This window comes from Vibrio sp. 10N.239.311.G01 (assembly GCF_041465805.1).
In the GTDB taxonomy this organism is placed as follows: domain Bacteria; phylum Pseudomonadota; class Gammaproteobacteria; order Enterobacterales; family Vibrionaceae; genus Vibrio; species Vibrio crassostreae_C.
The window spans coordinates 35,819-59,535 of record NZ_JBFSRM010000001.1; the positions used below are offsets into that span (position 1 = coordinate 35,819).

Below are 23,717 nucleotides of genomic sequence, written 5' to 3' on the forward strand. Positions count from 1 at the left end.
TCTATAGTTTTACGTCATTTATCCGATATATTTAATAGATCATCACTTTTCCGAATTTAAGCACCTAGCTGAGCCTTTTATGTTTCAAATTTTCAAGCCGTGGTTAATGCCTTTTGCCTTTATCATTGCGACTCAGATTTCCGTTGTTCGTGCAGATTCCATTCGAGTTGTAGGGCCTAATGGCCAGATACAATCAGCGCCTACGTTTTCAGAACCACTTCAAAGAGCGCAATCAAATAGCGCTGAGCCTTCACGTTTCTATGGTCCAACTCGCGGCTCAGAAACATTGTGGTCTATTGCCTCAAAGTTACGCCCTGATAACTCCGTTTCAGTCCAACAAACTCTGTTGGCTATTTATCGCTTAAACCCACAAGCGTTTGAAAACCAGAATATCCATAGCCTGCTGCCTGCGAGCAATCTACGCGTGCCTTCTTTAGAGCAAGCACGTGCAAGCTCGACGCAGCAAGCTATCAACATCATGAACTCACATCTTGCTAAGCTTGATGCTCCTGCAAGTAAGCCTGTCGCTTCAAAACCCAAAGCGCCGAGTTCTGATGCAAAAAATGTTACTCCTGCTAAGCAAGTAAGCACTACTGAAACTGCTAAAAAGCCATTGTCTCCAACTCAATCATCTCTAGCTCAATCTGCACCAACCCAAGAGATGAACAAGTTAGAGAAGCAGCTAGAGCTTTCAGAAACTGAACTGCTGTCACTTGAAGAGAAAAATCACCAACTTCGTTTGATGTTATCGAATGTTCAATCGGAAGTGGATGAGCTAAAAACAGAGCTCAGTGATGAAGACCGCATTCGTAGCGAAGTGGAAAAGCTGCTTGATGAAGAGCGCAGAAAGAACGCCGAAATTGAAAAGATGGCACCAAGTGTCATGGACGAACTGTTATCGAATGGTTGGTTAGTGGCGGCTCTTGCGATTATTCCAGGTCTGCTCATTGGTTTGATCGTTGTGATGCTGTTAGGCCGTCGTTCTAAAAATGATGAGCAACAGCAGACGACTCAAGAACAACCGCTCCAGCCAGAACCAAGTACCGTTGCACCTATTACATTGGGCGACGAGATGGACGACCTTAACGAGCTGTCTTTAGATGATGACTTGTTTGGTACGGAAGATGACGCCAACAAGCTGTTTGACGATCAAGCGCTAGCCGAAGAGGATGATGTCTTTGCTGGTTTAGATGAATCTGATCTCGATTTCAATCTAGATGGTGAAGACGATGACCCATTTGCTAGCATTGGCGAAAACGGTGATTTAGACACCAACTTCGACGATCTAGATTTAGACAGCAGCAACGGCATTAGTGTTAATGGCGAAGAGAAAGCGCTTGGCCTTGAAGAGATGGAACGTGCGCTAGACAAAACAGCGGAAAGCGCCGTCGATACTGATGATGTCGACTTTGATCTTTCTGATGATAACGCAATGTCTGCTGATGACATTGAAGCTTTACTATCTCAAGAGTCTGAAACTGAAGATCTCGGTTCCAACGAGCTAGACCAATCTTTATTAGATGATCTGTTTGCTCTTGATGACGAAGATGACGACAGCTTCGATATTGATGCTCTGATTTCGGAAGAGCAAAGTGATTCGCCTTCTAGCACTGAAACACCAGCAAGCGATGATTTTGACATCGATGCGCTTATCTCTGAGCAACAAAGTGAGACTAAGCCTGTTGATTTGAGCAATGACGATTTTGATATTGATGCTCTAATCTCTGAACAACAGTCCCCTGAGCCAGCTTCACCGACAGCGAATGATGATATTGATGACATCTTTGCCCAAGTTGCTGCTCAGAACGATCAAGCGAATGACCCTTTCAACCTCGATAGCGACGATGAGATTGCCACTAACCTAAACAGTGGTTTGGCGTCTGATGATGATATCGAAAACATTCTGTCTCAGTTCGATAAGCCCATCGTAAATGAAGAACCTCAAGACAGCGTTGATCTGCTTGATGAGCAACTGGCAGGCGATGACGTAGACCTAAGTAACTCGACAGACCTTCTTGATGAGATGCTAGGGGACGATTCGGATGATGAGTCTGAAAGCGAACCTCTTGGCTTTGATTCTCTGTCTGAGCTTGAAGAGCTTTCTGGTTTATCGACCGATGATGACCTCAACATCGCAGAAGACAGCACGGAAACCTTGGATGAATTAATAGGTGACTCTGACGAGGATGATTTCGAACTCGACGCCGAAAGTACCGACTTATTGGATGATTTCCTTGATAGTGAATTGTCAGATGATGAGCTTTTAGCGGATGCATCAAAATCAGAATCTCTAGACCCATTTGATGACTTACTGACAAGTGGCATTGAAGACGAGCTTGAATCTGAAGATAAGACGTTTGATAAAGAGTTAGACGCAGCCTTTGGTTTGGACAACGCCAATGAGGAGCCTGAAAAGGACTCAGACGTTGAGCTTACTCCGTTAACCTCTGAAGGTGAGCCTGAGCAAGATCTGGACATTAGTGAAACACCACAACCTGAAGTCGTTACTGATGAATCGTTAGATTCTGAAATGACTCAAGAAAGTTCTGACATTAAGCCAGAAAATGATGAAGCCTTTAATCGTGATGGTTTTATCGATGATTTGTTCGGTGTCGCACCGGCAACGGATGCTTTGCTTGATGACTCGCTAGAAACAACAGACGAAGCGTTGATTGATGAGTTAATGACTTCTGATGACAATGATTTGTTGCCAGCAATAGAAGAGCCTGTTGAACCATCAATTGACAATACGGTTGAACCAGAGCAAGCGTCTCTTTTAGACAGCGACGAAGTATCAGCGCAAGAAACCGCATCATCGGTTGAAGATGATGAACTGGATATCGACTCGCTGTTATCTGAGAATTCTGATTTTGACAAACCAGATTTTGAAGAGCGAGTTAAAGAAGAAACCGCACAACAAGAACCAGAGCCGAAAGAAGCCGACGTACAAGAGCAAGCTTCGCCATCGTCTTTGAACGATATCTCTGAAGATGAAGAAGAAACGGTTGAAGACTGGTTAGCTGAAGCCATCGACGATGTAGAGTCGCCAGCGAACATTGACTCTGATTTTGACTTTGAACCGAAAATCCAAGGTAGCGATCAGCTTGAAGATGTCGTTGAATCCTTGCCAGAGCCAGTTCGTGCTGCAAACATGCCAGAGATCATTCCAAATGAATTTGGTGTGCCAGAAGACGATGATTGGCTGATTGAAGATGAGGCGTCTGAACCAGAAGCATTAGCGGAAACTGACGTAACACCAGAGCTAGTGACACCTGTCGCTGAACCGAAAGTTGAAGCTACACCACAAGCGGAAGTAGCAGAACAAGCTGAAGTTCTAGGACAAGAAGGCGAAGAAGAATTCTCGTTTGATGACTTCGAATTGCCAGAGTTTAATGAAGAAGATGCACTAGCGGAAGCTGATGCTGAATCAACACCAGAACCAGTAACGCCAGCTATTGATGCTCAACCAAGTGTTGAGCCTCAAACTGAAGCCCAAGTTATAGCTCAGGCGCAAGACGACGAAGAGTTTTCGTTTGATGATTTCGACTTACCAGAGTTTAGTGAAGAAGACGCACTAGCGGAAGCTGATGCTGAATCAACAACAGAGCCAGCAACGCCTGCTATAGACTCTCAATCAAGTGTTGAATCGCAACCTACCGCTGAGCCTCAGTTAGATGCTGCACCACAAGTTGAAACTGCGAAACCAGAAAGCGAAGAAGAATTCTCGCTTGATGACTTCGAACTACCAGAGTTTGGTGAAGACGATGCGTTAGCGGAAGTGGTGAGTGAACCAGATGAAGCACAGTTAGAGCAAGACTTAGCGCCTGACACAGAGAAGTTCGAGTTCGATGACCTTGATCTTCCGGAGTACGATGAAGAAAGCGCAAAAGCAGACTCTGTTTTAGATGATATTGAGCAAAGCAATGCTGAGCCGGTGGCGGAAGCCCAAGGCGTAGAGTTCGATGAGTTTGATTTACCGGAATATGGTGAAGATGAAGCCATCTCTGATGCGTTTGCTGATAAGCCAACACCACTGACTTCTTTCAGCCCACAAGGCGAAGAGCAAGATGCGTTGTATGATCTGTTCTCAAATCCGCAGAGCTATAGTCAGGCTGATGATTTCTCGAATGCTGAAGACTCTGAACCGGCTGGTTTTGCACAGCCAGAACAATCACTGAGCGCGGCTTCAGAGCCAAACTCAACGCCTGCAGCGGTTCAAGACGAGCCACTAGAAGGCTTTGATGACTTTGATGAGACAGCATTAGCTGAGTTGCTTTCTGAAGATGTTCAAGACTCTGTCGACAACATGTTCGATAAACCATTGGACGCAACTTCGATTGATAGCGCAGGGTTAGATATTGACGCCATGCTTGAAGTCGGCGGCGAAGACTGGAAAGGCTTTAACCTAGCGCCAGAACAACAATCGAGCATGCATAATGATGTGCCTGATGACCAACAAGAGATTTGGGCATCGGCTGAACAGCAAGCTGAACCGAAAATCAAAGAAGAGAATTGGGCTGAACAAGACAATCTAACCGAATCAGGCAACAGTCGTGATAAGCAGTACATGACGATTGATGAGCTAATGGCTCAAGTCGAGCAAGAAGGTGAAGAAGTCATTAATCCAGACGATGAAGAGCTTAAACTGGATGTGGGTCTTAACGAATTCCCTGATGTTATCGGTGATATTGGCAATTATGATGTCGACAGCAATGCAGAAGCTGCGGGTAAGCTTGATTTGGCCAAAATCTACATCGAGATGAGTGACTCGCAAGGGGCAATTAAGCTTCTAGAAGAGGCAATCGTTGACGGCAGCGATGATATTCGTCGAGAGGCAAAAAATCTTATCGATACGTTAAACGGTCGATAAATTTACAAATCAGAAAGGGTAGCGTTGGCTACCCTTTATTTTAAGGCGATACAGAGCGCTATCGTTTCATTTGGTTTTTCAACAGCATCGTCTCGGTCGATGCTGATTGTTTATTGAAGTTTTAGCCCCATCCTATTTGGGCTAGCACTGATTTCCGTATATACTTCTCGCCCATTTTCAAAGAGAACAAGAACATGAAAATTGCTTTAGGTATTGAATATAACGGTACCCACTACTTTGGTTGGCAGCGCCAACGAGACGTGAAAAGTGTCCAAGAAGAATTGGAAAAGGCTCTTTCAGTTGTCGCGAATCACCCTGTAGAAGTTATGTGCGCAGGTCGTACAGATGCCGGTGTTCACGGTACGGGACAAGTCGTTCACTTTGAAACTAATGTCGATCGTAAAATGGTGGCATGGACAATGGGCGCGAATGCCAACATGCCAAAAGATATTGCGGTTCGTTGGGCGACAGAAGTGAATGAGGATTTCCATGCTCGTTTCTCGGCTACTGCCCGCCGTTATCGCTACATTATCTTTAACCATGCACTACGCCCAGGCATTTTGAATTCAGGTGTGAGCCATTATCATGGTCATCTTGATGAGAAAAAAATGCATGAAGCGGGTCAGTACTTACTTGGTGAGAATGACTTCACTTCGTTCAGGGCAACACACTGTCAATCTCGTAGCCCATGGAGAAACATGATTCACTTGAACGTGACTCGTCATGGACACTACATTGTGATCGATATTAAAGCGAATGCGTTTGTTCACCACATGGTGAGGAATATTACGGGTAGCCTTATTGCCGTAGGTAAAGGTGAGCAGAAACCAGAGTGGATCCAGTGGCTTTTAGAAGCTAAAGATCGAAAAGTAGCCGGCGCAACTGCAAAAGCGGAAGGTTTGTATCTGGTGGATGTTGATTATCCTGAACATTTTGAGCTACCACGAGAGCCAATTGGTCCTCTATTTTTACCGGATAATTTGAACTAAATGTGAGACTTAGGTTCAAAAATTATTACGGTTTAGTGCGTAAGATAGTCCCAGAAAATAGGTACAACCAGTTTTTTATCTACAGTCGCTGTTTTATGTGCTTTAATTCCCACGCATAATTCCCAAATTTATTTCTTTCGCAATCAAGCGGAAGAATCGAAACAAAAAGGTCTTCCATGAGTTGGCTTGAAAAGATTTTAGAAAAAAGCAACATCGTAACATCTCGTAAAGCGTCTATCCCTGAGGGTGTTTGGACGAAATGTACTTCTTGTGAGCAGGTTCTGTACCATGCTGAACTAGAGCGTAACCTAGAAGTATGTCCAAAATGTGACCATCACATGCGCATGAAAGCACGTCGTCGTCTGGATACATTCCTAGACAAAGGTGAGCGTGTTGAACTAGGTGCTGATCTTGAGCCACAAGACAAGCTGAAGTTTAAAGACTCTAAGCGTTACAAAGAACGTATCTCTGCTGCTCAAAAGAACAGTGGTGAAACAGACGCATTAGTTGCAATGAAAGGCGAACTATTGGGTTTACCTATCGTAGCGTGTGCTTTTGAATTCTCATTCATGGGCGGCTCAATGGGTTCTGTTGTTGGTGCTCGTTTCGTGAAAGCGGTAGATGCTGCTATCGAGAACAACTGTGGTTTAGTGTGTTTCTCTGCAAGTGGTGGTGCTCGTATGCAAGAGGCATTGATGTCTCTAATGCAAATGGCGAAAACCAGTGCTGCGCTTGAGCGTTTATCTGCGAAAGGCCTACCGTTTGTTTCAGTTATGACTGATCCAACAATGGGTGGTGTTTCTGCAAGTTTGGCAATGCTTGGCGATATCAATATTGGTGAACCAAAAGCACTGATCGGTTTTGCTGGACGTCGTGTAATCGAACAAACGGTACGTGAAGACCTTCCTGAAGGTTTCCAACGCAGTGAGTTCCTACTAGACCACGGTGCTATCGACATGATTGTTGACCGTCGTGAGATGCGTCAGCGCGTTGCAAGCCTTGTTGCTAAAATGACCAACCAGCCTTCACCATTAGTAGTTTCTGTGAACGATTCACCGAATGAAGCTACTTATGAAGTACCAGAAGCGCCAGAAAAAGGGTAAAGTACCTTCTAACAAACCAACTTAATTATGGTTATGAGTTAGATGAGTCAACAACCTATTCCTCAAGCCACATCCTCTTTGGAGATGTGGCTTGATTATTTATCAAACATCCACACAAGCGCTATTGATCTTGGATTAGACCGAGTTCAGGCCGTCGCCTCTAAGGCAAACCTCACCAAACCTGCTCAACATGTTATTACTGTTGCCGGAACCAATGGCAAAGGCTCAACATGTGCACTGATGGAAGCGATTCTATTGGACGCTGGTTACTCAGTTGGTGTCTACAGCTCTCCTCACTTAATTCGCTATAACGAACGTGTTCGTATCAACGGCCAAGATCTATCTGATGAAAAGATGGTTCAGTCTTTCGATTTCATTGAGAAAGAGCGTGGCGAAATCAGCCTGAGTTTTTTCGAATATGGCACTTTAGCGGCGTTACGTGCATTTCAAACTGAAGCGGTTGATGTTGTGCTTTTAGAAGTGGGTTTAGGCGGGCGTTTAGACGCGACCAATATCGTTGAGCATGATGTTTCTGTGATTACCAGTTTGGCTGTCGACCATGTTGACTGGCTAGGTGATGACATCAATGTGATTGGTTTTGAGAAAGCGGGCATTTATCGTAGCGGTAAACCCGCTATCTGTGGTCAACCCAAGCCACCGGCTACGGTTGCAGCGCACGCTGATGACATTAAGGCTGAGTTCTACCAAGTCGGTATTCAATACACTTATGATGTTGACGGTGATACGTGGAACTGGCGCAGTGGTGCATTCCAACTAGAATCGCTACCTATTCCAAGCCTGCCGTTACCTAACGCTGCAACAGCGTTGATGGCATTGGGCACATCAGAGCTTAGTATTAGCGACGTGAACGTGGTTAACGGCATGAAGAATGCGCAGCTTCCTGGGCGTATGCAGCAAATTAGCGAACAACCGGTGATTGTGCTTGATGTAGCACACAACCCGCATTCTGCTGAGTACTTTGCGCAGCAAGTCGCGAAGAAGTATGCAGGCAAAAATTTACACGTTGTAGTCGCCATGCTTCATGACAAAGATATCCCCGCGACATTGGAAGTATTAGCTCCAATAACAACACATTGGTACCCAGCTTCGCTGAACGGCCCACGAGCCGCAACAGCCGCTGAATTGTGTCAAAGCTTACCTGAAGGTGTAGAGCGGTATTCAAACCCTGTTGTAGCGTTTGAAGCGGCTTTAGCTTCTGTTAAAGGTGACGATGTTGTGTTGGTTGTCGGTTCTTTCCATACAGTGGGTGAAGTGTTGGAGCATTGGCAGAAAAAAGGAAACTAAATGGCAAGTAAATTCCAAAGCCGGTTAGTCGGCACCATCATTTTAGTGGCCATTGGCGTGATTGTATTGCCCGATGTACTAGATGGTAAGAAGCTCCACTACAAAGAAGAGTTTGCAAGCATTCCAATTAAGCCTGAGCTTGATAGTAATGTTGAAGTGTTTGAAGTACTCGATCCCGTTGAAGATAAGATAGCGCTACCGGATTCTCCGGTTGAGCAAGTGGTTGAAAGTGGTCGTACTGATAATTCAAACACGCAAACCGCGTCTTCTTCTAATGATAAAGAAGCAGACAAAGTGGCAGTTGTGGTTAAGCCGGTACCTGAAAAAAATGAATACCAAGACAGTGCTTGGATTATTCAATTGATGGCTTTGAAGAATGCTGACAACGCAAAAAACGTTGTTAAGGATCTGCAAAAGCGCGGTTATCAGGCTCACACCAAGCAAGAAAAAACTTTTACGCGAGTAATTATTGGCCCGGATGTCTCTAAATCCAAACTTGAGCGACAAATTAAGGAATTAGAAAAAATTACGGGTTCAAAAGGCCAGTTGCTCAAATTTAAACCGTTAAATCCATAAGAAAACGTTTGCGTCAGCATTTTTTCTGTTAAAATGCGCGCCAACTTAAGATGAAGAATTCATGAATTGGTTAGATTTTGTCATTTTAGGCGTGATCGGCTTCTCTGCCGTGATCAGTTTAGTTCGTGGTTTCGCTAAAGAAGCCTTGTCACTCGTTATTTGGTTTGGAGCATTTTTTATTGCTAGCCAGTACTACGCTAAATTAGCGATGTACTTCACCAATATCGAAGATGAGATGTTTCGAAACGGAACTGCGATAGCAGCATTGTTTGTTGCAACGTTAGTTGTGGGTGCCTTAGTTAACTATGTCATCGGTCAACTAGTTCAGAAAACAGGCCTGTCAGGTACAGACAGAATCCTCGGTGTCGTCTTTGGTGGCTTACGTGGTGTTTTGATTGTTTCTGCAGTGTTGTTTTTCATGGATGCGTTTACTGCATTCCCAAGTTCTGAGTGGTGGAAGAATTCGCAATTGGTTCCAGAATTTAGTCGAATCATTGCGCCGTTCTTCGAGCATTTACAAGCAACATCTAGTTTCTTATCTGGCGCGCTCTAGCGCCAGTTAATGTCGAAAAATCGAGGATTAGGACATGTGTGGTATTGTTGGAATCGTGGGTTCAACACCTGTAAACCAGTCTATTTATGACGCTTTAACGGTATTGCAGCATCGTGGCCAAGATGCCGCTGGTATTTGTACCATAGAAAGCAATCGTTTCCGTCTGCGTAAGGCGAACGGTTTAGTAAAAGATGTTTTTGAAGCAAAACACATGCAGCGCCTACAAGGTGAAGTTGGTATTGGCCATGTTCGTTATCCTACTGCGGGTAGTTCAAGTGCGTCTGAAGCTCAGCCTTTCTACGTAAACTCTCCTTTTGGCATTACGTTGGCGCACAACGGTAACCTGACGAACGCAAACGAAGTTCGTGAGAAGTTGTTCGAAAAAGACCGTCGTCATGTAAACACAACCTCTGACTCTGAAGTTCTACTGAACGTATTAGCTCATGAGATCGATACCGTTAAAGGTAACGTAACTTCAGATGACGTTTTCCGCGCTGTGGCAAATGTGCACCGTACAATTCGTGGTGCTTACGCCGTAACGGCGATGATCATCGGCCACGGTATGATCGCATTCCGTGACCCACATGGTATTCGTCCACTGTGTCTTGGTAAGCGTGAAGTTCAAGGTAAAACAGAGTACATGGTTGCGTCTGAATCGGTAGCACTCGATGCTGTTGGTTTCGACTTCATGCGCGACGTAGCGCCAGGTGAAGCTATCTACGCAACGTTCGACGGTGAGCTTTTCACTAAGCAATGTGCAGACAACCCACAACTGAACCCATGTATCTTTGAGTTTGTATACTTTGCACGCCCAGATTCATTCATCGACAAAATCTCGGTTTACAGCGCACGCGTTGAGATGGGTGAGATGCTTGGTAAGCGTATTAAAGAAGAGTACGCAGACTTAGATATTGATGTGGTTATTCCAATCCCTGAAACATCAAACGATATTGCGCTACGAATCGCTCAAGCGATCAATAAGCCATACCGTCAAGGTTTCGTGAAAAACCGCTATGTTGGTCGCACGTTCATCATGCCAGGTCAGCAACAGCGTAAGAAGTCGGTTCGCCGTAAGCTCAACGCAATTCGCTCTGAGTTTAAAGGTAAGAACGTTCTACTGGTTGACGATTCTATCGTTCGCGGCACAACATCAGAGCAGATCATTGAGATGGCTCGTGATTCTGGCGCAAACAAGGTCTTCATGGTTTCAGCGGCTCCAGAGGTTCGCTTCCCTAACGTTTACGGCATTGATATGCCGAGCGCGACAGAGCTGATTGCTCATGGTCGTGATAACGAAACGATTTGTAAGCAGATTGGCGCAGACGCATTGATTTTCCAAACACTACCAGATCTGATTTCTGCAGTAGGTATGGGCAATCAAGACATTTCTCGTTTCGATACTTCTGTATTTAACGGCGAGTATGTAACGGGCGATATCGACCAAGCGTACCTAGATTTCCTAGACTCTTTGCGTAATGACGACTCAAAGGTTCAACGTGAGATTCAACAAGATCTTGCGAACTTAGAGTTACACAACGAAGGCGCTTAATTAGCGTTTCGTTAGTGATAAAGAGTTTTTCCTAGCAATGATTCCGTATTGCTAGCGATACAGAAAATAAAAAACCAGAGCTTCGGCTCTGGTTTTTTTGTTTATAGAGAAGGGGATTGACCTTAATGAATGTGGTACGCGATCACAAAATCAATAAACAATCTCACTTTCTCTGGTAGATGATCTTTGTGGTTATAAAGCATGTAGATATCACGAGGGTTAGCGCTCCAGTCTTCTAAGACTTGCACTAAGCTGCCATCTTCAATGTATTCACGAATCATCACGTCAGGCATTAGGGTGATACCTAGGCCTTCTGAGCACGCTTGTCTCACGACATTAAGCGCGTTAGCGTTGAAACGGCCTTTCTCGCTATTTACCACCGTCTCTTCATTCGAATTACTCAGCTGCCACTTAATTAGCGGGTAGCCTTTGAGTAGCGAATGGTTCGCTAGCTCTTCAGCATGGCTTGGAGCTGGGTTCTTCGCTAAGTATTCAGGGCTCGCGATAAGAATATCTTTGACTTCACTGATTTTTCGAGCGATTAGGCTTGAATCACGCTGCGGGCCGACACGGAAAATTACGTCCCACTCCGTTGGATCCAGCTGATCCGCTTGGTTGTTCATCATCAGCTCAATATTGATATCAGGGTATTGAGTCATGAATTCACTGAACATTGGCATCATCATGCGCTTGGTCAGGTTTGAGGGTGCCGTAATACGAATCTTACCGGAAGCGCCTTTGCACACGTCAGTTAACTCTTCTGCAGTAGAAGAGAGACGTTGCAATAGCGGAGAGCATTCATTGAAGAAACGTTCGCCTGCCTCTGTTAAAGAAAGTTTACGCGCGTGTCTATTGAGAAGCCTAAGGTTCAAAGAATCTTCTAAGGCTTGGATGCGTCGTGTGATGGTCGCAACCGGAATCATAGTCTTGCGCGATGTTGCGGTGTAGCTCCCATTTTCAACGACGAGTCGAAAGAGGTTTAAATCATCTAATTTCATAAATCCAGACACATTTGTTTACAATCTCATCTAATTTATACGTAACAGTGAGATCAATGTTTGCGTTACGTCAACTCGTTGCACTATTTACAAGTATTCCAACCCTCGTCACGAATTACCAGCAAAGAGTGCAAATTTGTGTATTTAGCATTTTATTACTAAGTTTTATATTAGTTCTTAGAACAGATAACAATAATAATTCGACTTAGTTTTGTGAGGTTATAGATTATGTACAAAACTCACAGTCAGCCAGTAATGACCTCGGCTCAGGAAGTAATTAACCAAAAATGCGTGATGTTGGTTGATGATGATCCTATTTTTCGCCGTATAACCAGCGCGTACCTAGACAAGGTCGGTTATAAAGTGGTTGAGGCTGAAAATGGACTGGACGCTTTGCAGAAACTTAGAGACTCAGCGCCAGATTTAATTGTGTGTGACTTATCAATGCCAATACTTGATGGCATAGAGCTTGTGGAAGAGATCAGTTTAGAGTACCCGTCACTGCCTATGATCGTTGTGTCTGGCACTGATGATATGTCTGACGTGGCGAAAGCCTTGCGATTTGGTATTAAAGACTTCTTGGCGAAGCCGTTAGAGGATCACCGTCACCTAGGAAGTGCGATTGCGAATACATTGACAGATTCGTTCGATAACATTTCAGACCAACGAGATTTTTCGAGCCAATGGTTCTGTGTGGATGATGGGGGAGAGATCCCTGAAGACCAAGAACTGCATTGGCACCTGAATTACCTTCAAGATAACCCAAGCGCAGCAAAAGACTTACTGCATGCGCTGCTTCCAGAGAAAGATTCGCGACAAGGCTCATGGCGTTGCAGTTACCGGTTACTGCAATCAACAGAGATGATGCCACTTGTGTTTGACTATGCGTGGATGATGAACGGGCAGTTTGCTTTTTACCTCGTCGATTCATCGTCGTCTGATAATGGCGGCTCCGCGACAACATTGTTAGTGAGAGCGCTGTTCCACGATTACATAAGAAACAGAAAAGATTTTAATGTTGATCTCAAAGATATTGCTGAAATCTTAGAGAAGGGGATTCGTTGCTCTAAATGCTCCACCCCAGTGAATGCCTTGTTTGGTGTTGCTGACCTTGCCGAGGGAACCATCTCCATTTTGCCTGCGGGTCTAGACGGGCAATGGTCGAATGGTGAATTGAATCAATATATTGCAGCAGGTGAGCGCTTGGGTGAGAACTGCAAGAAGAACTTTATTACGCGGGACCTTCCGATCGAACAGGGCTGCCAACTGTCGTTGAGCCTACTTGGAGCGGCAAGTTTTAGTTTAGACATACACCAAGGGTCTACTGATTAACCCTATATTTCCTCGGTTTTTGTGAATAATTGATTAAGGTATAGTTGCGCAAATGGTGTGGCTATGCCTTTTTTGTTAAATGTCGATTTAGCAAAGCGGGTTTGGTTCGCCGGATACTTACCTTTACTAACAAAAACAAGAAGCAATCATGGCAGATAACAAAGACTTTCAAGACCCGTTTAATGTATTCTACTTTTTAGGATTTTTAGCCGCATTTTTAATGATTCCATTGCTACCAGCAACACTTACGTTGATCCGTGTATTCAATGGTTACGCAACATTCTAGTTAAGCTGTCGTCGCCGATTGGTGATAGCTAACTCAAGGAGGCCACAATTAGCGTTCGAGTTTTAAGCCTCAATATTGCTGGTGGCCTTTGTATATTTCTCGCAGTTCTAGGGATAGTTTTGCCCGTTCTGCCAACCACTCCTTTTCTCCTTCTTGCCAGCGCATGCTTCATGCGAAGCAATCCGAAAGTTCATAAATGGATGCATGAGCACAAAACGCTGGGTCCTTTGCTGAACAATTGGTATCAACACGGTGCCGTCACCAAACAAGTTAAAACGCGTGGCGTATTCTTTATCTTGTTGAGTTTTGCGTTATCCATCTACTTTGCCCCTATCATTTGGGTCAAGGCTTTCCTAATTTGTGTACTTGTTATTCTTCTCACATGGTTTATGCGACTTCCAACCCATGAGTTGGTTGCTGACAGCAAAGAAAATCACTACCATTAAGCCAGTGTGCCTGCTTGTATAGCGGGCGTTTATTATTTCAGCAATCAGAGTTATGACTCTCGTTGCAATGAATACCAATCGTACCTTTCCTTAATTCCGAGCGTTGATGTTTGATTCGTTAACGAGAGTTTGGAAAGCGGCCTAATGAAGTGCATAAGATTATGAACACAGAAAAAATCTCTCTGATCAAAGCAAGCATCAAAAGCATTCCTGATTACCCTAAAGCGGGTATTTTGTTCCGTGACGTAACAAGCTTGATGGAAGATCCAGTAGCTTACAAAGCGACTATCGACCTGCTAGCGGAAACATACAAGGACATGGGCTTTACTAAGATCGTTGGTACTGAAGCTCGTGGTTTCCTATTTGGTGCGCCTTTGGCACTTGAGCTAGGTGTTGGCTTCATTCCTGTTCGTAAGCCGGGCAAGCTGCCTCGTCAAACTGTGGCACAATCTTATGAGCTTGAGTACGGCACCGACACTCTAGAAATCCATACTGATGCTATCGTTGAAGGCGATAAAGTGTTGATGGTTGATGATTTGCTAGCAACGGGCGGTACGATTGAAGCAACAACAAAGTTGATTCGTCAGCTTGGTGGTGTGGTAGAACACGCTGCATTTGTTATTAACCTTCCAGAAATCGGTGGTGACAAGCGCTTACAAGGCTTAGGTCTAGAAGTGTTTAGCATCTGCGAATTCGACGGTCACTAATCCTTTTCGGAATTATTCATGAGCTATCTTGCGTTAGCGCGAAAATGGCGACCAACCAAATTCAAAGAAGTGGTTGGTCAAGCCCATGTTTTAACAGCATTAGAGAATGCCCTTAGCCAGAACAGGTTGCACCATGCATACCTGTTCAGCGGTACACGAGGTGTCGGTAAAACGACCATCGGCCGTTTGTTTGCTAAAGGGCTCAACTGTGAAACAGGCATTACCTCAACACCTTGTGGTGAATGTGCAACCTGTAAAGAAATCGATGAAGGTCGCTTTGTTGACCTACTTGAGATTGATGCGGCATCACGTACTAAGGTAGAAGATACCCGCGAGCTTCTGGACAATGTTCAGTACAAGCCTGCACGTGGTCGCTTCAAGGTTTACCTAATCGATGAAGTCCACATGCTTTCTAGGCACAGCTTTAATGCGCTTCTAAAGACCTTAGAAGAGCCGCCTGAGTATGTGAAATTCTTGCTCGCAACAACGGATCCACAGAAGCTTCCAGTGACTATCTTGTCGCGTTGTTTGCAGTTCCACCTTAAGCCGATCAGCGTTGATAATATTCACGAGCAGCTCGATCATATTCTTGAACAAGAAGATGTGACGTCTGAGTCTCGTGCGCTTGGAATGATTGCTCATGCTGCTGATGGCAGTATGCGTGATGCACTAAGCCTTACAGACCAAGCTATCGCATTAGGTAACGGCAATGTCGTAACAGATACTGTTGCTCATATGCTTGGGACACTGGATACCGACCAAGCTATCCACTTGCTTGAAGCGATTAGCAGTAAGCAGCCGCAACAAGCGATGGCGTGTATCCAAAGCCTTGCTGAGAACGGTGTTGAGTGGGACGGTTTGCTGAATCAGCTTGCGACTCAACTGCATCGTCTTGCGATGTTCCAAGCTTTGCCATCTACACTAGATAAGGCACAGCCTGACGCTGAGAAGCTTGAACTACTGAGCAAAGCGCTTAGCCCACAAGACATTCAGCTTTACTACCAGATCGTATTGAAAGGTCGTGAAGACTTACCGTTATCGCCAACTGCTCGTGTTGGTATTGAGATGGTAGTTTTACGCATGTTGGCCTTTAGACCTGCTGAACAAGCGGTTGCTACTGCAATCTCGACTCAGTCGGCAAGCCCAGCGCCAGTTCCAGCAGCTCAAGCTCAGAACGTTGCTCAGTCAGTGAGTCAACCTGCGCCAATGGCAGCTCCGAGACAGCCTCAGATGCAACAACAGGCGCCTCAACAGCAAGCTATGCAGCAGCAACCGGTGCAACAGGCTCCGCAGCAGAATCCAGCACAGTATTCAGATTCGCAAGGTTACGCTGATCATTCAGGTAACCAAGGTTATCCAGAACAGGATTACCCGCATAGCCAGTATGACGCGCCTCCTGCTTATGATGAGCGTCCAAGCTACGGTGCAGATCAGCCTCAGCAGCAACAAACGAATTATCAAAACCAGAGCCCGGTTCAACAGCCAAGTGTTGCACCTTCTGCTCCGCAAGAGCAGCCGGCGCGTGCAACTTCGCCTGTGAGTGGTTTACGCCACCAATTACGTTCTCAACGTAGAGGCAGCGCGGCAACAGAAAACAAAGGCTCGGCGCCAAAAAAGGCTAAAGCGACACCAGCTAAAACTTCAGTTCTTGATCGAGTTGCTCAGCAACACGGTGGTTCTGAGCGGGTGTCGCCAGCTTCTTTATCAGCCTCTTCGACAGAAAATGTGACCAGCGATAATGAACCTTATCGCTGGAAACCGTCTAAACCTGTAGTGAAAGAGGTGAGCAAAGAGCTTACACCTACTCAGATCAAGCGTGCGTTAGAGCATATTAAGACACCAGAAATGGTCGACAAATTGCTTCAAGAGTCGATTGCTCAAGATGAATGGTCCGCCACGATTCAAAAGCTAGAGACAGCCAAGCTTGTTGAACAGTTAGCATTGAACTCAGTGTTTGCTAAAAACGACACATCAATCACTTTAACGTTAAGAGCGAGCCAAGCTCACTTGAATACGGACCGTGCACAGAGTGAATTATTGCAGTCTCTCAATACGGTGCTTGGAGAAGAGTGTCATTTGAGTGTTGAAATCGGTGATGGTGGAGAAACGCCGCTAGAATTACGAGAAAGGTTGTACCAAGGTAAGTTGAAAGACGCGTTTACCGCTTTAGAAAACGATGCCAACGTACAGTTCATTGAAAGACGTTTTGCCGCTGAACTCGACAGAGACAGCGTTCGTCCTATCTAGAACGTTTTCTTGTTTAGTGACCGGCATATCATCCCAGATAAGCAAATCTGAGAACTGAACATCGAGGGGTTGAATCACACTGTTTTAACCCCCATTTAAGCTCGTATAGCTTAATTAATTTTAATAAACCAATTAGACCAGAGAGTATTAACATGTTTGGTAAAGGCGGTATGGGCAACATGATGAAGCAAGCCCAGCAAATGCAAGAGCGCATGCAAAAGCTTCAAGAAGAAATCGCAAATATGGAAGTTACAGGTGAGTCAGGTGCTGGCCTTGTAAAAGTAACGATCACTGGTAGCCACAGCGTTCGCCGTGTTGATATCGATGAAAGCCTAATGGAAGACGATAAAGAGATGCTTGAAGATCTTATCGCTGCTGCTTTCAACGATGCGGCTCGTCGCGTTGAAGAAACTCAAAAAGAGAAAATGGCTAGCGTAACTGGCGGAATGCAACTTCCACCAGGTATGAAGATGCCTTTCTAAGTAACTTATTCTTAAAGGTTAATTCAGGTGGTGGTTTGTGTTGAACAGGCTATTACTTGAACATTAGAACGGTTAAATATGCGTACCAGTCATATGCTGGAGCATTTGATGGAGGCCTTACGTTGTCTACCTGGGGTTGGCCCCAAGTCGGCGCAGCGTATGGCCTTTCATTTGTTACAGCGCGATAGAAAAGGCGGCCTACAATTGGCTGAAGCTCTTAGCCAAGCAATGACCGAAATTGGTCACTGTAATGAGTGCCGTACTTTTACTGAAGAAGATACTTGCCACATTTGTACCAATCCTAAACGTCAGGAAAATGGTCAAATCTGTGTAGTAGAAAGCCCTGCAGACATTGCAGCAATAGAAGCGACTGGCCAATATTCAGGCCGTTACTTTGTATTGATGGGCCACCTTTCACCACTTGATGGTATTGGTCCAAGTGACATCGGTCTCGATGTTTTGGACTACCGCCTGCGTCGTGGTGATATCTCTGAAGTAATCCTAGCGACTAACCCAACAGTTGAAGGGGAAGCGACAGCGCACTACATTGCTGAGCTATGTAATGCCCATGAAGTGAACGCTAGCCGTATCGCTCATGGTGTTCCCGTTGGTGGTGAGCTAGAGCTGGTGGATGGCACCACGCTTTCGCACTCCTTACTCGGTCGTCATAAGATCTAAAAAAGCCGCTTGGTGAAGCATCACTAAGCGGCTTTTTCTTTTATTGCTTTAGACGTTTTTCAGCGCTTAATCTGAACCTCTCACCGCTTTGTATATCATCGCGCCAATTACAGCACCAATAATCGGTGCAACCCAGAATAGCCACAATTGCGAAACGGCCCAATCACCGACAAATACAGCCACGCCGGTACTTCGAGCAGGGTTCACAGAAGTATTGGTTACGGGAATACTGATAAGGTGAATCAAGGTCAAACAGAGACCAATTGCGATCGGTGCAAACCCAGCAGGGGCTTTCGAATCAGTCGCGCCCATGATCACGAACAGGAACACCATGGTCATGACCACTTCACAGACCAGTGCAGCGGTAAGTGAATAGCCGCCCGGTGAGTGTTCACCGTAACCATTTGAAGCAAAACCAGATGCCGCAGCGTCAAAGCCTGCTTGGCCTGAAGCAATCACGAATAACACACCACCCGCGATAATACCGCCAATGACCTGGGCAATAATGTAAGGTGCGACGTCTTTGGCATCAAAGCGACCACCGCTCCAAAGACCTATTGTCACAGCAGGGTTGAGATGACAGCCGGATATATGGCCAATAGCAAAAGCCATGGTGAGTACGGTTAAACCAAACGCGAGGGAAACCCCGAGTAAGCCGATACCTATATCGGGAAAAGCAGCGGCCAAGACGGCACTACCACAACCCCCTAACACCAACCAAAATGTACCGAACATTTCTGCGATATACCTATTCATAACGATCCTTATTAATCTGTACCAGTATCAACAAGATAGTTTAGATTTCGAAGAATTGTGAAATCTTAGATATATAGGAGGAAGAAAAGGTCAGATAATCTTAGGTAATGGCTTCTAACTCGATCAGGTTATCAAGGGCTTCTTGGTCGGTTTTACCACAAATGACAGGGCAAGCTTTGAATTGGTGACATACCTTCGGGCGTGAAGGTTGACCAAATAATTTGCAGAGATCTTGCTCATTTAATTGGATGCAGCGTACCCCAGCAGGCTTACCATTAGGCATTCCAGGAATAGCAGATGTAATACTTGGAGCGATACAGCATGCTCCACAACCTAGGCGACATTCCATCAAATTAAACTCACTAAATAACAGGGTGCGCGATAGTAGCAAAAAATGATGAGAGTGACAGCTGTTGATTGAATCAAAGAATGAACAATTATTATCCTTGAACTTTTTATGGGCTAGCGGTATAACACGCACCCCAGTAAAAGAGTAAGAAGTAATCCTATGACGAATCCATTTTGGCAAGAAAAGACACTAGAGCAAATGACCGAGAACGAGTGGGAATCACTGTGTGACGGTTGTGGTAAGTGTTGCCTGCATAAACTAATGGATGAAGATAGCGATGAAGTTTACTACACCAACGTGGCGTGCAGCTGGTTAAACGACAAAACATGTTCTTGTAAAGACTACCCGAACCGCTTCACTTCAGGTGAAGAGTGTTTGAAGCTGACTCGTGACAAGATTCATGAATTCCATTGGCTACCAGATACTTGTGCTTACCGTCTTCTATCTGAATCTAAGCCGATTCCTGAGTGGCACCCATTGATTACGGGTTCTAAATCAGAGATGCATGCTGCAGGTGAAAGTGTTCGTAACAAAGTGGTATACGAAATCGATGTTGTCGATTGGGAAGATCACATTTTGAATCACCCAAATCGCTAAGTATTATAAAAACAGCCGCTCTTTAGCGGCTGTTTTACTATTTGGCGTCGCCTAAATTTAAAACTCAATTACTCAATTACTCACTTAGCTCAAAAGCTTAAAACAAAAAACGCCCCGAAGGGCGCTAAATTTAAACGAACAAAAAAGATTCAGGCTAGTTTACTTGTTGTTTAATGTACTCACCCAGTTCTGAGTGGTGCATGATTTTCGAAACTGGCAGTATCTTTTCAGCAGGACCCCAAGCAAACACGTTCACTGGTGTGTGAGTGTGTGTACCTGTACCCCAAACGATGTTTTGGCCTGTTGCTTGTTCACGAGCAAGCAGGTTGCCACGGTCGTTATAAGGGAAGAATGCATCAAAATCGTTGATAGCAGGCACTTCTTCTGCCGACAAGTATTTGTGCTGAGCCAATCGGTATGGATTCGGCTTACTGGCTAACACGTTTTTTGCTTGTTCAGCAGTGATAGGGAACTCACTATTCTTGTTGACGATCTCAGCCAGTTTTTCAGGTGTTTGCAGCGCTTTATCTAGCTTCTGAAATTCGCTGATCATACCGTAGTAGCTTTGCTTTTGATTGTATAAACCATCAAGAATATCGAATGCACCAAAGTTAAAGTTGGGTGCATAGTCGCGATCAGCAAAGGCTTCGCCAGAACGTTTCTGTGGTTTTGGTAGGTTGTTAGAAGAGTAGCTGAAACCGAAAGAGCCTGTTTCGTGGTCTGCGGTAACAATCACGATCGTATCTTCACGATCTTTTGCCCATTCATACACCGTTTGGATCGCTTCATCAAACTTGAGCAGTTCATGCAGCATGGTACCTGCATCGTTACTGTGTCCCGCCCAGTCGATTTGGCCACCTTCGACCATTAGGAAAAAGCCATCTTCATCTTTGGATAGGATGTTGAGCGCTTTTTGTGTCATCTCTTTCAGGCTTGGCTGAGTTCGTTCGCCACTCTTTTTCTTGTTGCTGTAAGCGATGCCATCATCCATGCCAGAGTAGGCGAATAGGCCAAGTAGTTTATCGCCCTTAGCATCGTCTAGCATATTGCGATTAAACGCCAGCTGGTAGCCGTCTGTCTCTGCTTCAGTCAGCAGGTTACGGTCGTCTTTACGCTTCGATTTGAGGTAAACATCACCTTGAGTCAGTTTCTCAAGTTGCTTATAGGTTTCACCTTTGTCGTTGGTCGATTTAGGAATCCAATGACGCAGTCCTCCAGAGAGCATCACATCAGCGCCCGTTGCTAACATGTCAGATGCAATTTGATTCTCTAAAGAACGGTGAGGTTGGTGAGCGGCGAAAGAAGCAGGGGTCGCGTGAGTTAAGCGTGTGTCGGAAACTAAGCCGGTCGCTTTGCCTGCTTTTTTTGCTTTCTCAAGTACTGTCTCAACATGGTTACCCTGGGAATCGATACCGATCACTTCTGAACCGCTGTAAATACCCGTTGCAAGCATGGTCGCAGAGCAAGCTGAATCCACTACGATTGCGTCTTCCGGATGCGTTAGGGATGAACCAATAACCCCTTCTTGGGCAAGTTGATAAATGGCCGTTTTGTTCCCTTTATAGATGGAATTTGGCGCTTGGTTTGCGTAGGTTTCCAATAAGCCAACTTGCTGAGGTCCCATGCCGTCGCCGATCATCAGAATGACATTTTTGATTTCTGCTGAAAGTACGTTGAATGAGAGTGTAGAGGTTACCACTGCGGTAACAATTGGTTTCATAAAGTGCTTCATTAGTTATCCCTTTTTATATAAGCGGGATGATTAGAACACCGATTTGTGTCAAAGTCGTTTCATATTTGTTTCATCAATATGAAATTGAGCAATAACTCAAATTTTCAGAAAAACATAAAAAAAGGCTCACATTTCTGTGAGCCTTTGTCGTATTTAGGAGAGTCCAAATCAATGGACTGTGTCATGGCTAATGTCAAGCAAGCGGTAAGTCTGCAACCACCTGATTGAACGTGATACGAGCATTCTGAGCTTGCTCAGATAACTCGATCTTTTTCGCTTGTGCGGCACTAAGATTACTCTCGGCCTGCTCAAGTGCTTGTTGTAGGTTCTCTGGTAACTCGTGAGTTTCCATTTGTGAACCTTGTTCTAACACATAAGCGCGAATTTCTTTCTTCACTGCGGCAAGTTCTGTGTAAGCAACACGCTCAAGTTCTGCGGCTTCTTGTGCTGCATCTCTTTCTTTCTCAAACTGAGCCAACGCCATACCTTCAGCAGACCAAGGGTCCATGTCTGGCAGTTCTTCGATGTTGATCGTTGGCTCGATATACGCATCTTGATGGCGTAGGTCGAGGTTAGTCGCACGAACCGCTGAAATCATCAGCATCACAGAGATAGCAAGCAGTGGTAAGCCACCAACAATCGCCGCCGTTTGTAGCGTACTTAGACCGCCTAAGAACATTAGAATCGTTGGTAAGAACGACAGAGTAAATGCCCAGAACATACGGTTCCAGCGCATTGGCTCTTCGGTCACGTTATTTTGTACAACAGACGCTAGGATGTATGAGATAGAGTCAAATGTTGTTGCCGTGAAAATGATACACAGCATTGTAAATACAGCGATAACCAGCGTGCTCATTGGCAATTGTGCAAGCATCGAGAAGATAGCTTTGGTTGCGCCTTCCGCATTCAAAATGGCAACGACATCTAGCTCACCAGAAAGCTGCAGTGATAGGCCGTAGTTACCTAAGATCATGAAGAACAGGAAACAACCTAGAGAACCAAAGAAGATCGACCCTGACACCATTTGTTTGATGGTTCTGCCGCGAGAGATACGCGCAACAAACAGACCCATACTCGGTGCAAATACTAGCCACCATGCCCAGTAGAAAATCGTCCAGTCTTGTGGGAAGTGAGTGTTTTCGAATGTACCGTAACCACCAAATGGTTCAGCCCACGTTGCCATCACGAAGAAGTTAGACAGTAGACGACCAATTGAGTCTAAGCCTGTTTCTAACATGAAGATTGTTGGACCCGCGATCAGAACGAAAGCCAGTAGACCCATCGCACCCCAGAAGTTGATGTTACTTAGTATCTTGATGCCTTTTTCCAATCCAGCATAAGATGAGTAAGCAAAAATCGCAGTACACACTAAAAGCACCATCACTTGCGTTAGGTTATTTTTAGGTAGACCAAATAGATGATTTAGACCTTCAGTGATCAGAGGAGCGGCTAAACCTAATGTTGTTGCAGCGCCGCCTAATAGACCGAAAATGAATAGGATATCAACGATCTTTCCTGGTACGCCTTTACTACGGTGTTCACCAAGAACAGGCATTAATGCGCTTGAAATCTTTAGAACAGGTTGTTTACGTACGTAGAAGAAGTAAGCGATAGGAATTGCCGGGATTAGGTAGATAGACCATGCGATTGGTCCCCAGTGGAATAGGCCGTAGGTCGCAGCCCAGCGTACTGCTTCTTCACTGCCAGGTTCTAGTTGGAAAGGCGGTGATTGGTAGTAGTAAGCCCACTCAATACAGCCCCAATACAAGATACTTGCACCGATACCGCCACAAAATAGCATGGCAGCCCATGATGCAGTTTTAAACTCAGGCTCTTCATCAGCTTCGCCCAGTTTAATTTGTCCCATATCACTGAATACTACGTACACCATAAATGCACAGGCTGCGAGACCTAGAGCAAGATACAGGAATCCGAGTTGATCAGTCATGAATGTTTTCGCAACCGCAATCCAGTCTGCGCCCTGTGCAGGGAACAAAATGAGCGGGAAAACTATCGTGAGTAGGAGTGCTATAGCACCAAAAAAGGTTGGCTTATCGATAAGCTCAAAAGTGTTTTTCACGAGTATTATTCCATTAAAATGAGAGCGGAATTATGGAATGAACTCGTTTTTTAGACCTAATCGGGTCTATTGTCGTAACGAT

The 23,717-nt window shown here is 45.1% G+C and carries 20 protein-coding genes; 15 read left to right on the plus strand and 5 right to left on the minus strand.

What is annotated here, in order from left to right; genetic code table 11:
- Positions 1-79: 79 nt before the first annotated feature.
- The 7 genes from AB6D06_RS00175 to purF all read left to right on the plus strand — a co-directional run bounded on the left by AB6D06_RS00175 (position 80) and on the right by purF (position 10,945).
- Positions 80-4,870: a FimV/HubP family polar landmark protein gene (locus tag AB6D06_RS00175; RefSeq protein ID WP_372109806.1), complete on the plus strand. Its 4,791-nt coding sequence runs from the start codon at positions 80-82 to the stop codon at positions 4,868-4,870.
- Positions 4,871-5,064: 194 nt separating this feature from the next.
- The gene (gene truA, locus AB6D06_RS00180; RefSeq protein WP_004734161.1) at positions 5,065-5,859 is read left to right on the plus strand and encodes a tRNA pseudouridine(38-40) synthase TruA; all 795 of its coding nucleotides are present in this window, start codon (positions 5,065-5,067) and stop codon (positions 5,857-5,859) included.
- A 176-nt stretch (positions 5,860-6,035) separates the two neighbouring features.
- Positions 6,036-6,962 (plus strand): acetyl-CoA carboxylase, carboxyltransferase subunit beta, encoded by a 927-nt coding sequence (gene accD / locus AB6D06_RS00185; RefSeq protein ID WP_017062348.1) that lies wholly within the window; start codon positions 6,036-6,038, stop codon positions 6,960-6,962.
- Between the two features lie 42 nt (positions 6,963-7,004).
- The gene (folC, locus tag AB6D06_RS00190) at positions 7,005-8,267 is read left to right on the plus strand and encodes a bifunctional tetrahydrofolate synthase/dihydrofolate synthase (RefSeq protein ID WP_017062347.1); all 1,263 of its coding nucleotides are present in this window, start codon (positions 7,005-7,007) and stop codon (positions 8,265-8,267) included.
- The gene (locus AB6D06_RS00195) at positions 8,268-8,843 is read left to right on the plus strand and encodes an SPOR domain-containing protein (protein WP_372109807.1); all 576 of its coding nucleotides are present in this window, start codon (positions 8,268-8,270) and stop codon (positions 8,841-8,843) included. It begins immediately after the preceding gene.
- Between the two features lie 61 nt (positions 8,844-8,904).
- Positions 8,905-9,396: a CvpA family protein gene (locus tag AB6D06_RS00200; RefSeq protein ID WP_009848678.1), complete on the plus strand. Its 492-nt coding sequence runs from the start codon at positions 8,905-8,907 to the stop codon at positions 9,394-9,396.
- Between the two features lie 34 nt (positions 9,397-9,430).
- Positions 9,431-10,945: an amidophosphoribosyltransferase gene (gene purF, locus AB6D06_RS00205; protein ID WP_017066676.1), complete on the plus strand. Its 1,515-nt coding sequence runs from the start codon at positions 9,431-9,433 to the stop codon at positions 10,943-10,945.
- Positions 10,946-11,067: 122 nt separating this feature from the next.
- Here purF and AB6D06_RS00210 read toward each other — a convergent pair whose 3' ends face one another.
- Complete coding sequence (locus AB6D06_RS00210) at positions 11,068-11,943, minus strand: LysR family transcriptional regulator (RefSeq protein WP_017067604.1); 876 nt, start codon at positions 11,941-11,943, stop codon at positions 11,068-11,070.
- Between the two features lie 228 nt (positions 11,944-12,171).
- Here AB6D06_RS00210 and AB6D06_RS00215 point away from each other — a divergent pair, with 228 nt between their 5' ends.
- From AB6D06_RS00215 to recR, 7 genes are all read left to right on the plus strand, one after another.
- Complete coding sequence (locus AB6D06_RS00215; RefSeq protein WP_372099950.1) at positions 12,172-13,275, plus strand: response regulator; 1,104 nt, start codon at positions 12,172-12,174, stop codon at positions 13,273-13,275.
- A 148-nt stretch (positions 13,276-13,423) separates the two neighbouring features.
- Positions 13,424-13,561 carry a hypothetical protein gene (locus tag AB6D06_RS00220; protein WP_017067606.1) on the plus strand — a complete coding sequence of 46 codons (138 nt, stop codon included), beginning with the start codon at positions 13,424-13,426 and terminating at the stop codon, positions 13,559-13,561.
- A 74-nt stretch (positions 13,562-13,635) separates the two neighbouring features.
- Positions 13,636-14,007 carry a YbaN family protein gene (locus AB6D06_RS00225; RefSeq protein ID WP_029225617.1) on the plus strand — a complete coding sequence of 124 codons (372 nt, stop codon included), beginning with the start codon at positions 13,636-13,638 and terminating at the stop codon, positions 14,005-14,007.
- Between the two features lie 161 nt (positions 14,008-14,168).
- Positions 14,169-14,714 (plus strand): adenine phosphoribosyltransferase, encoded by a 546-nt coding sequence (apt, locus tag AB6D06_RS00230; protein ID WP_017062340.1) that lies wholly within the window; start codon positions 14,169-14,171, stop codon positions 14,712-14,714.
- A gap of 18 nt (positions 14,715-14,732) precedes the next feature.
- Entirely contained in the window at positions 14,733-16,961 is a 2,229-nt protein-coding gene (dnaX, locus tag AB6D06_RS00235) for a DNA polymerase III subunit gamma/tau (protein WP_372109808.1), read from the plus strand.
- Between the two features lie 152 nt (positions 16,962-17,113).
- Positions 17,114-17,443 (plus strand): YbaB/EbfC family nucleoid-associated protein, encoded by a 330-nt coding sequence (locus AB6D06_RS00240; RefSeq protein WP_017062338.1) that lies wholly within the window; start codon positions 17,114-17,116, stop codon positions 17,441-17,443.
- Positions 17,444-17,521: 78 nt separating this feature from the next.
- Positions 17,522-18,121: a recombination mediator RecR gene (gene recR / locus AB6D06_RS00245; protein ID WP_019823189.1), complete on the plus strand. Its 600-nt coding sequence runs from the start codon at positions 17,522-17,524 to the stop codon at positions 18,119-18,121.
- 66 nt (positions 18,122-18,187) lie between these two features.
- On the opposite strand, the gene aqpZ is transcribed toward recR, so the two are convergent.
- Both aqpZ and AB6D06_RS00255 read right to left on the minus strand, forming a co-directional pair.
- A complete protein-coding gene (aqpZ, locus tag AB6D06_RS00250) occupies positions 18,188-18,877 on the minus strand; it encodes an aquaporin Z (protein WP_372109809.1) in 690 nt (229 codons plus the stop codon).
- Positions 18,878-18,977: 100 nt separating this feature from the next.
- Positions 18,978-19,226, minus strand: coding sequence for a YkgJ family cysteine cluster protein (locus tag AB6D06_RS00255; RefSeq protein ID WP_017059389.1), 249 nt, complete (start codon positions 19,224-19,226; stop codon positions 18,978-18,980).
- A 159-nt stretch (positions 19,227-19,385) separates the two neighbouring features.
- On the opposite strand from AB6D06_RS00255, the gene AB6D06_RS00260 reads away from it, so the two are divergent.
- On the plus strand, positions 19,386-19,823 hold the full coding sequence (locus AB6D06_RS00260) for a YcgN family cysteine cluster protein (RefSeq protein ID WP_017067609.1): 438 nt from the start codon (positions 19,386-19,388) through the stop codon (positions 19,821-19,823).
- Positions 19,824-19,977: 154 nt separating this feature from the next.
- Here the strand turns inward: AB6D06_RS00260 and AB6D06_RS00265 are convergent, their stop codons facing one another.
- Both AB6D06_RS00265 and AB6D06_RS00270 read right to left on the minus strand, forming a co-directional pair.
- Positions 19,978-21,555 (minus strand): alkaline phosphatase, encoded by a 1,578-nt coding sequence (locus AB6D06_RS00265; RefSeq protein WP_017067179.1) that lies wholly within the window; start codon positions 21,553-21,555, stop codon positions 19,978-19,980.
- Between the two features lie 193 nt (positions 21,556-21,748).
- Positions 21,749-23,635 carry a BCCT family transporter gene (locus tag AB6D06_RS00270; RefSeq protein ID WP_017063436.1) on the minus strand — a complete coding sequence of 629 codons (1,887 nt, stop codon included), beginning with the start codon at positions 23,633-23,635 and terminating at the stop codon, positions 21,749-21,751.
- Between the last annotated feature and the right edge of the window lie 82 nt (positions 23,636-23,717).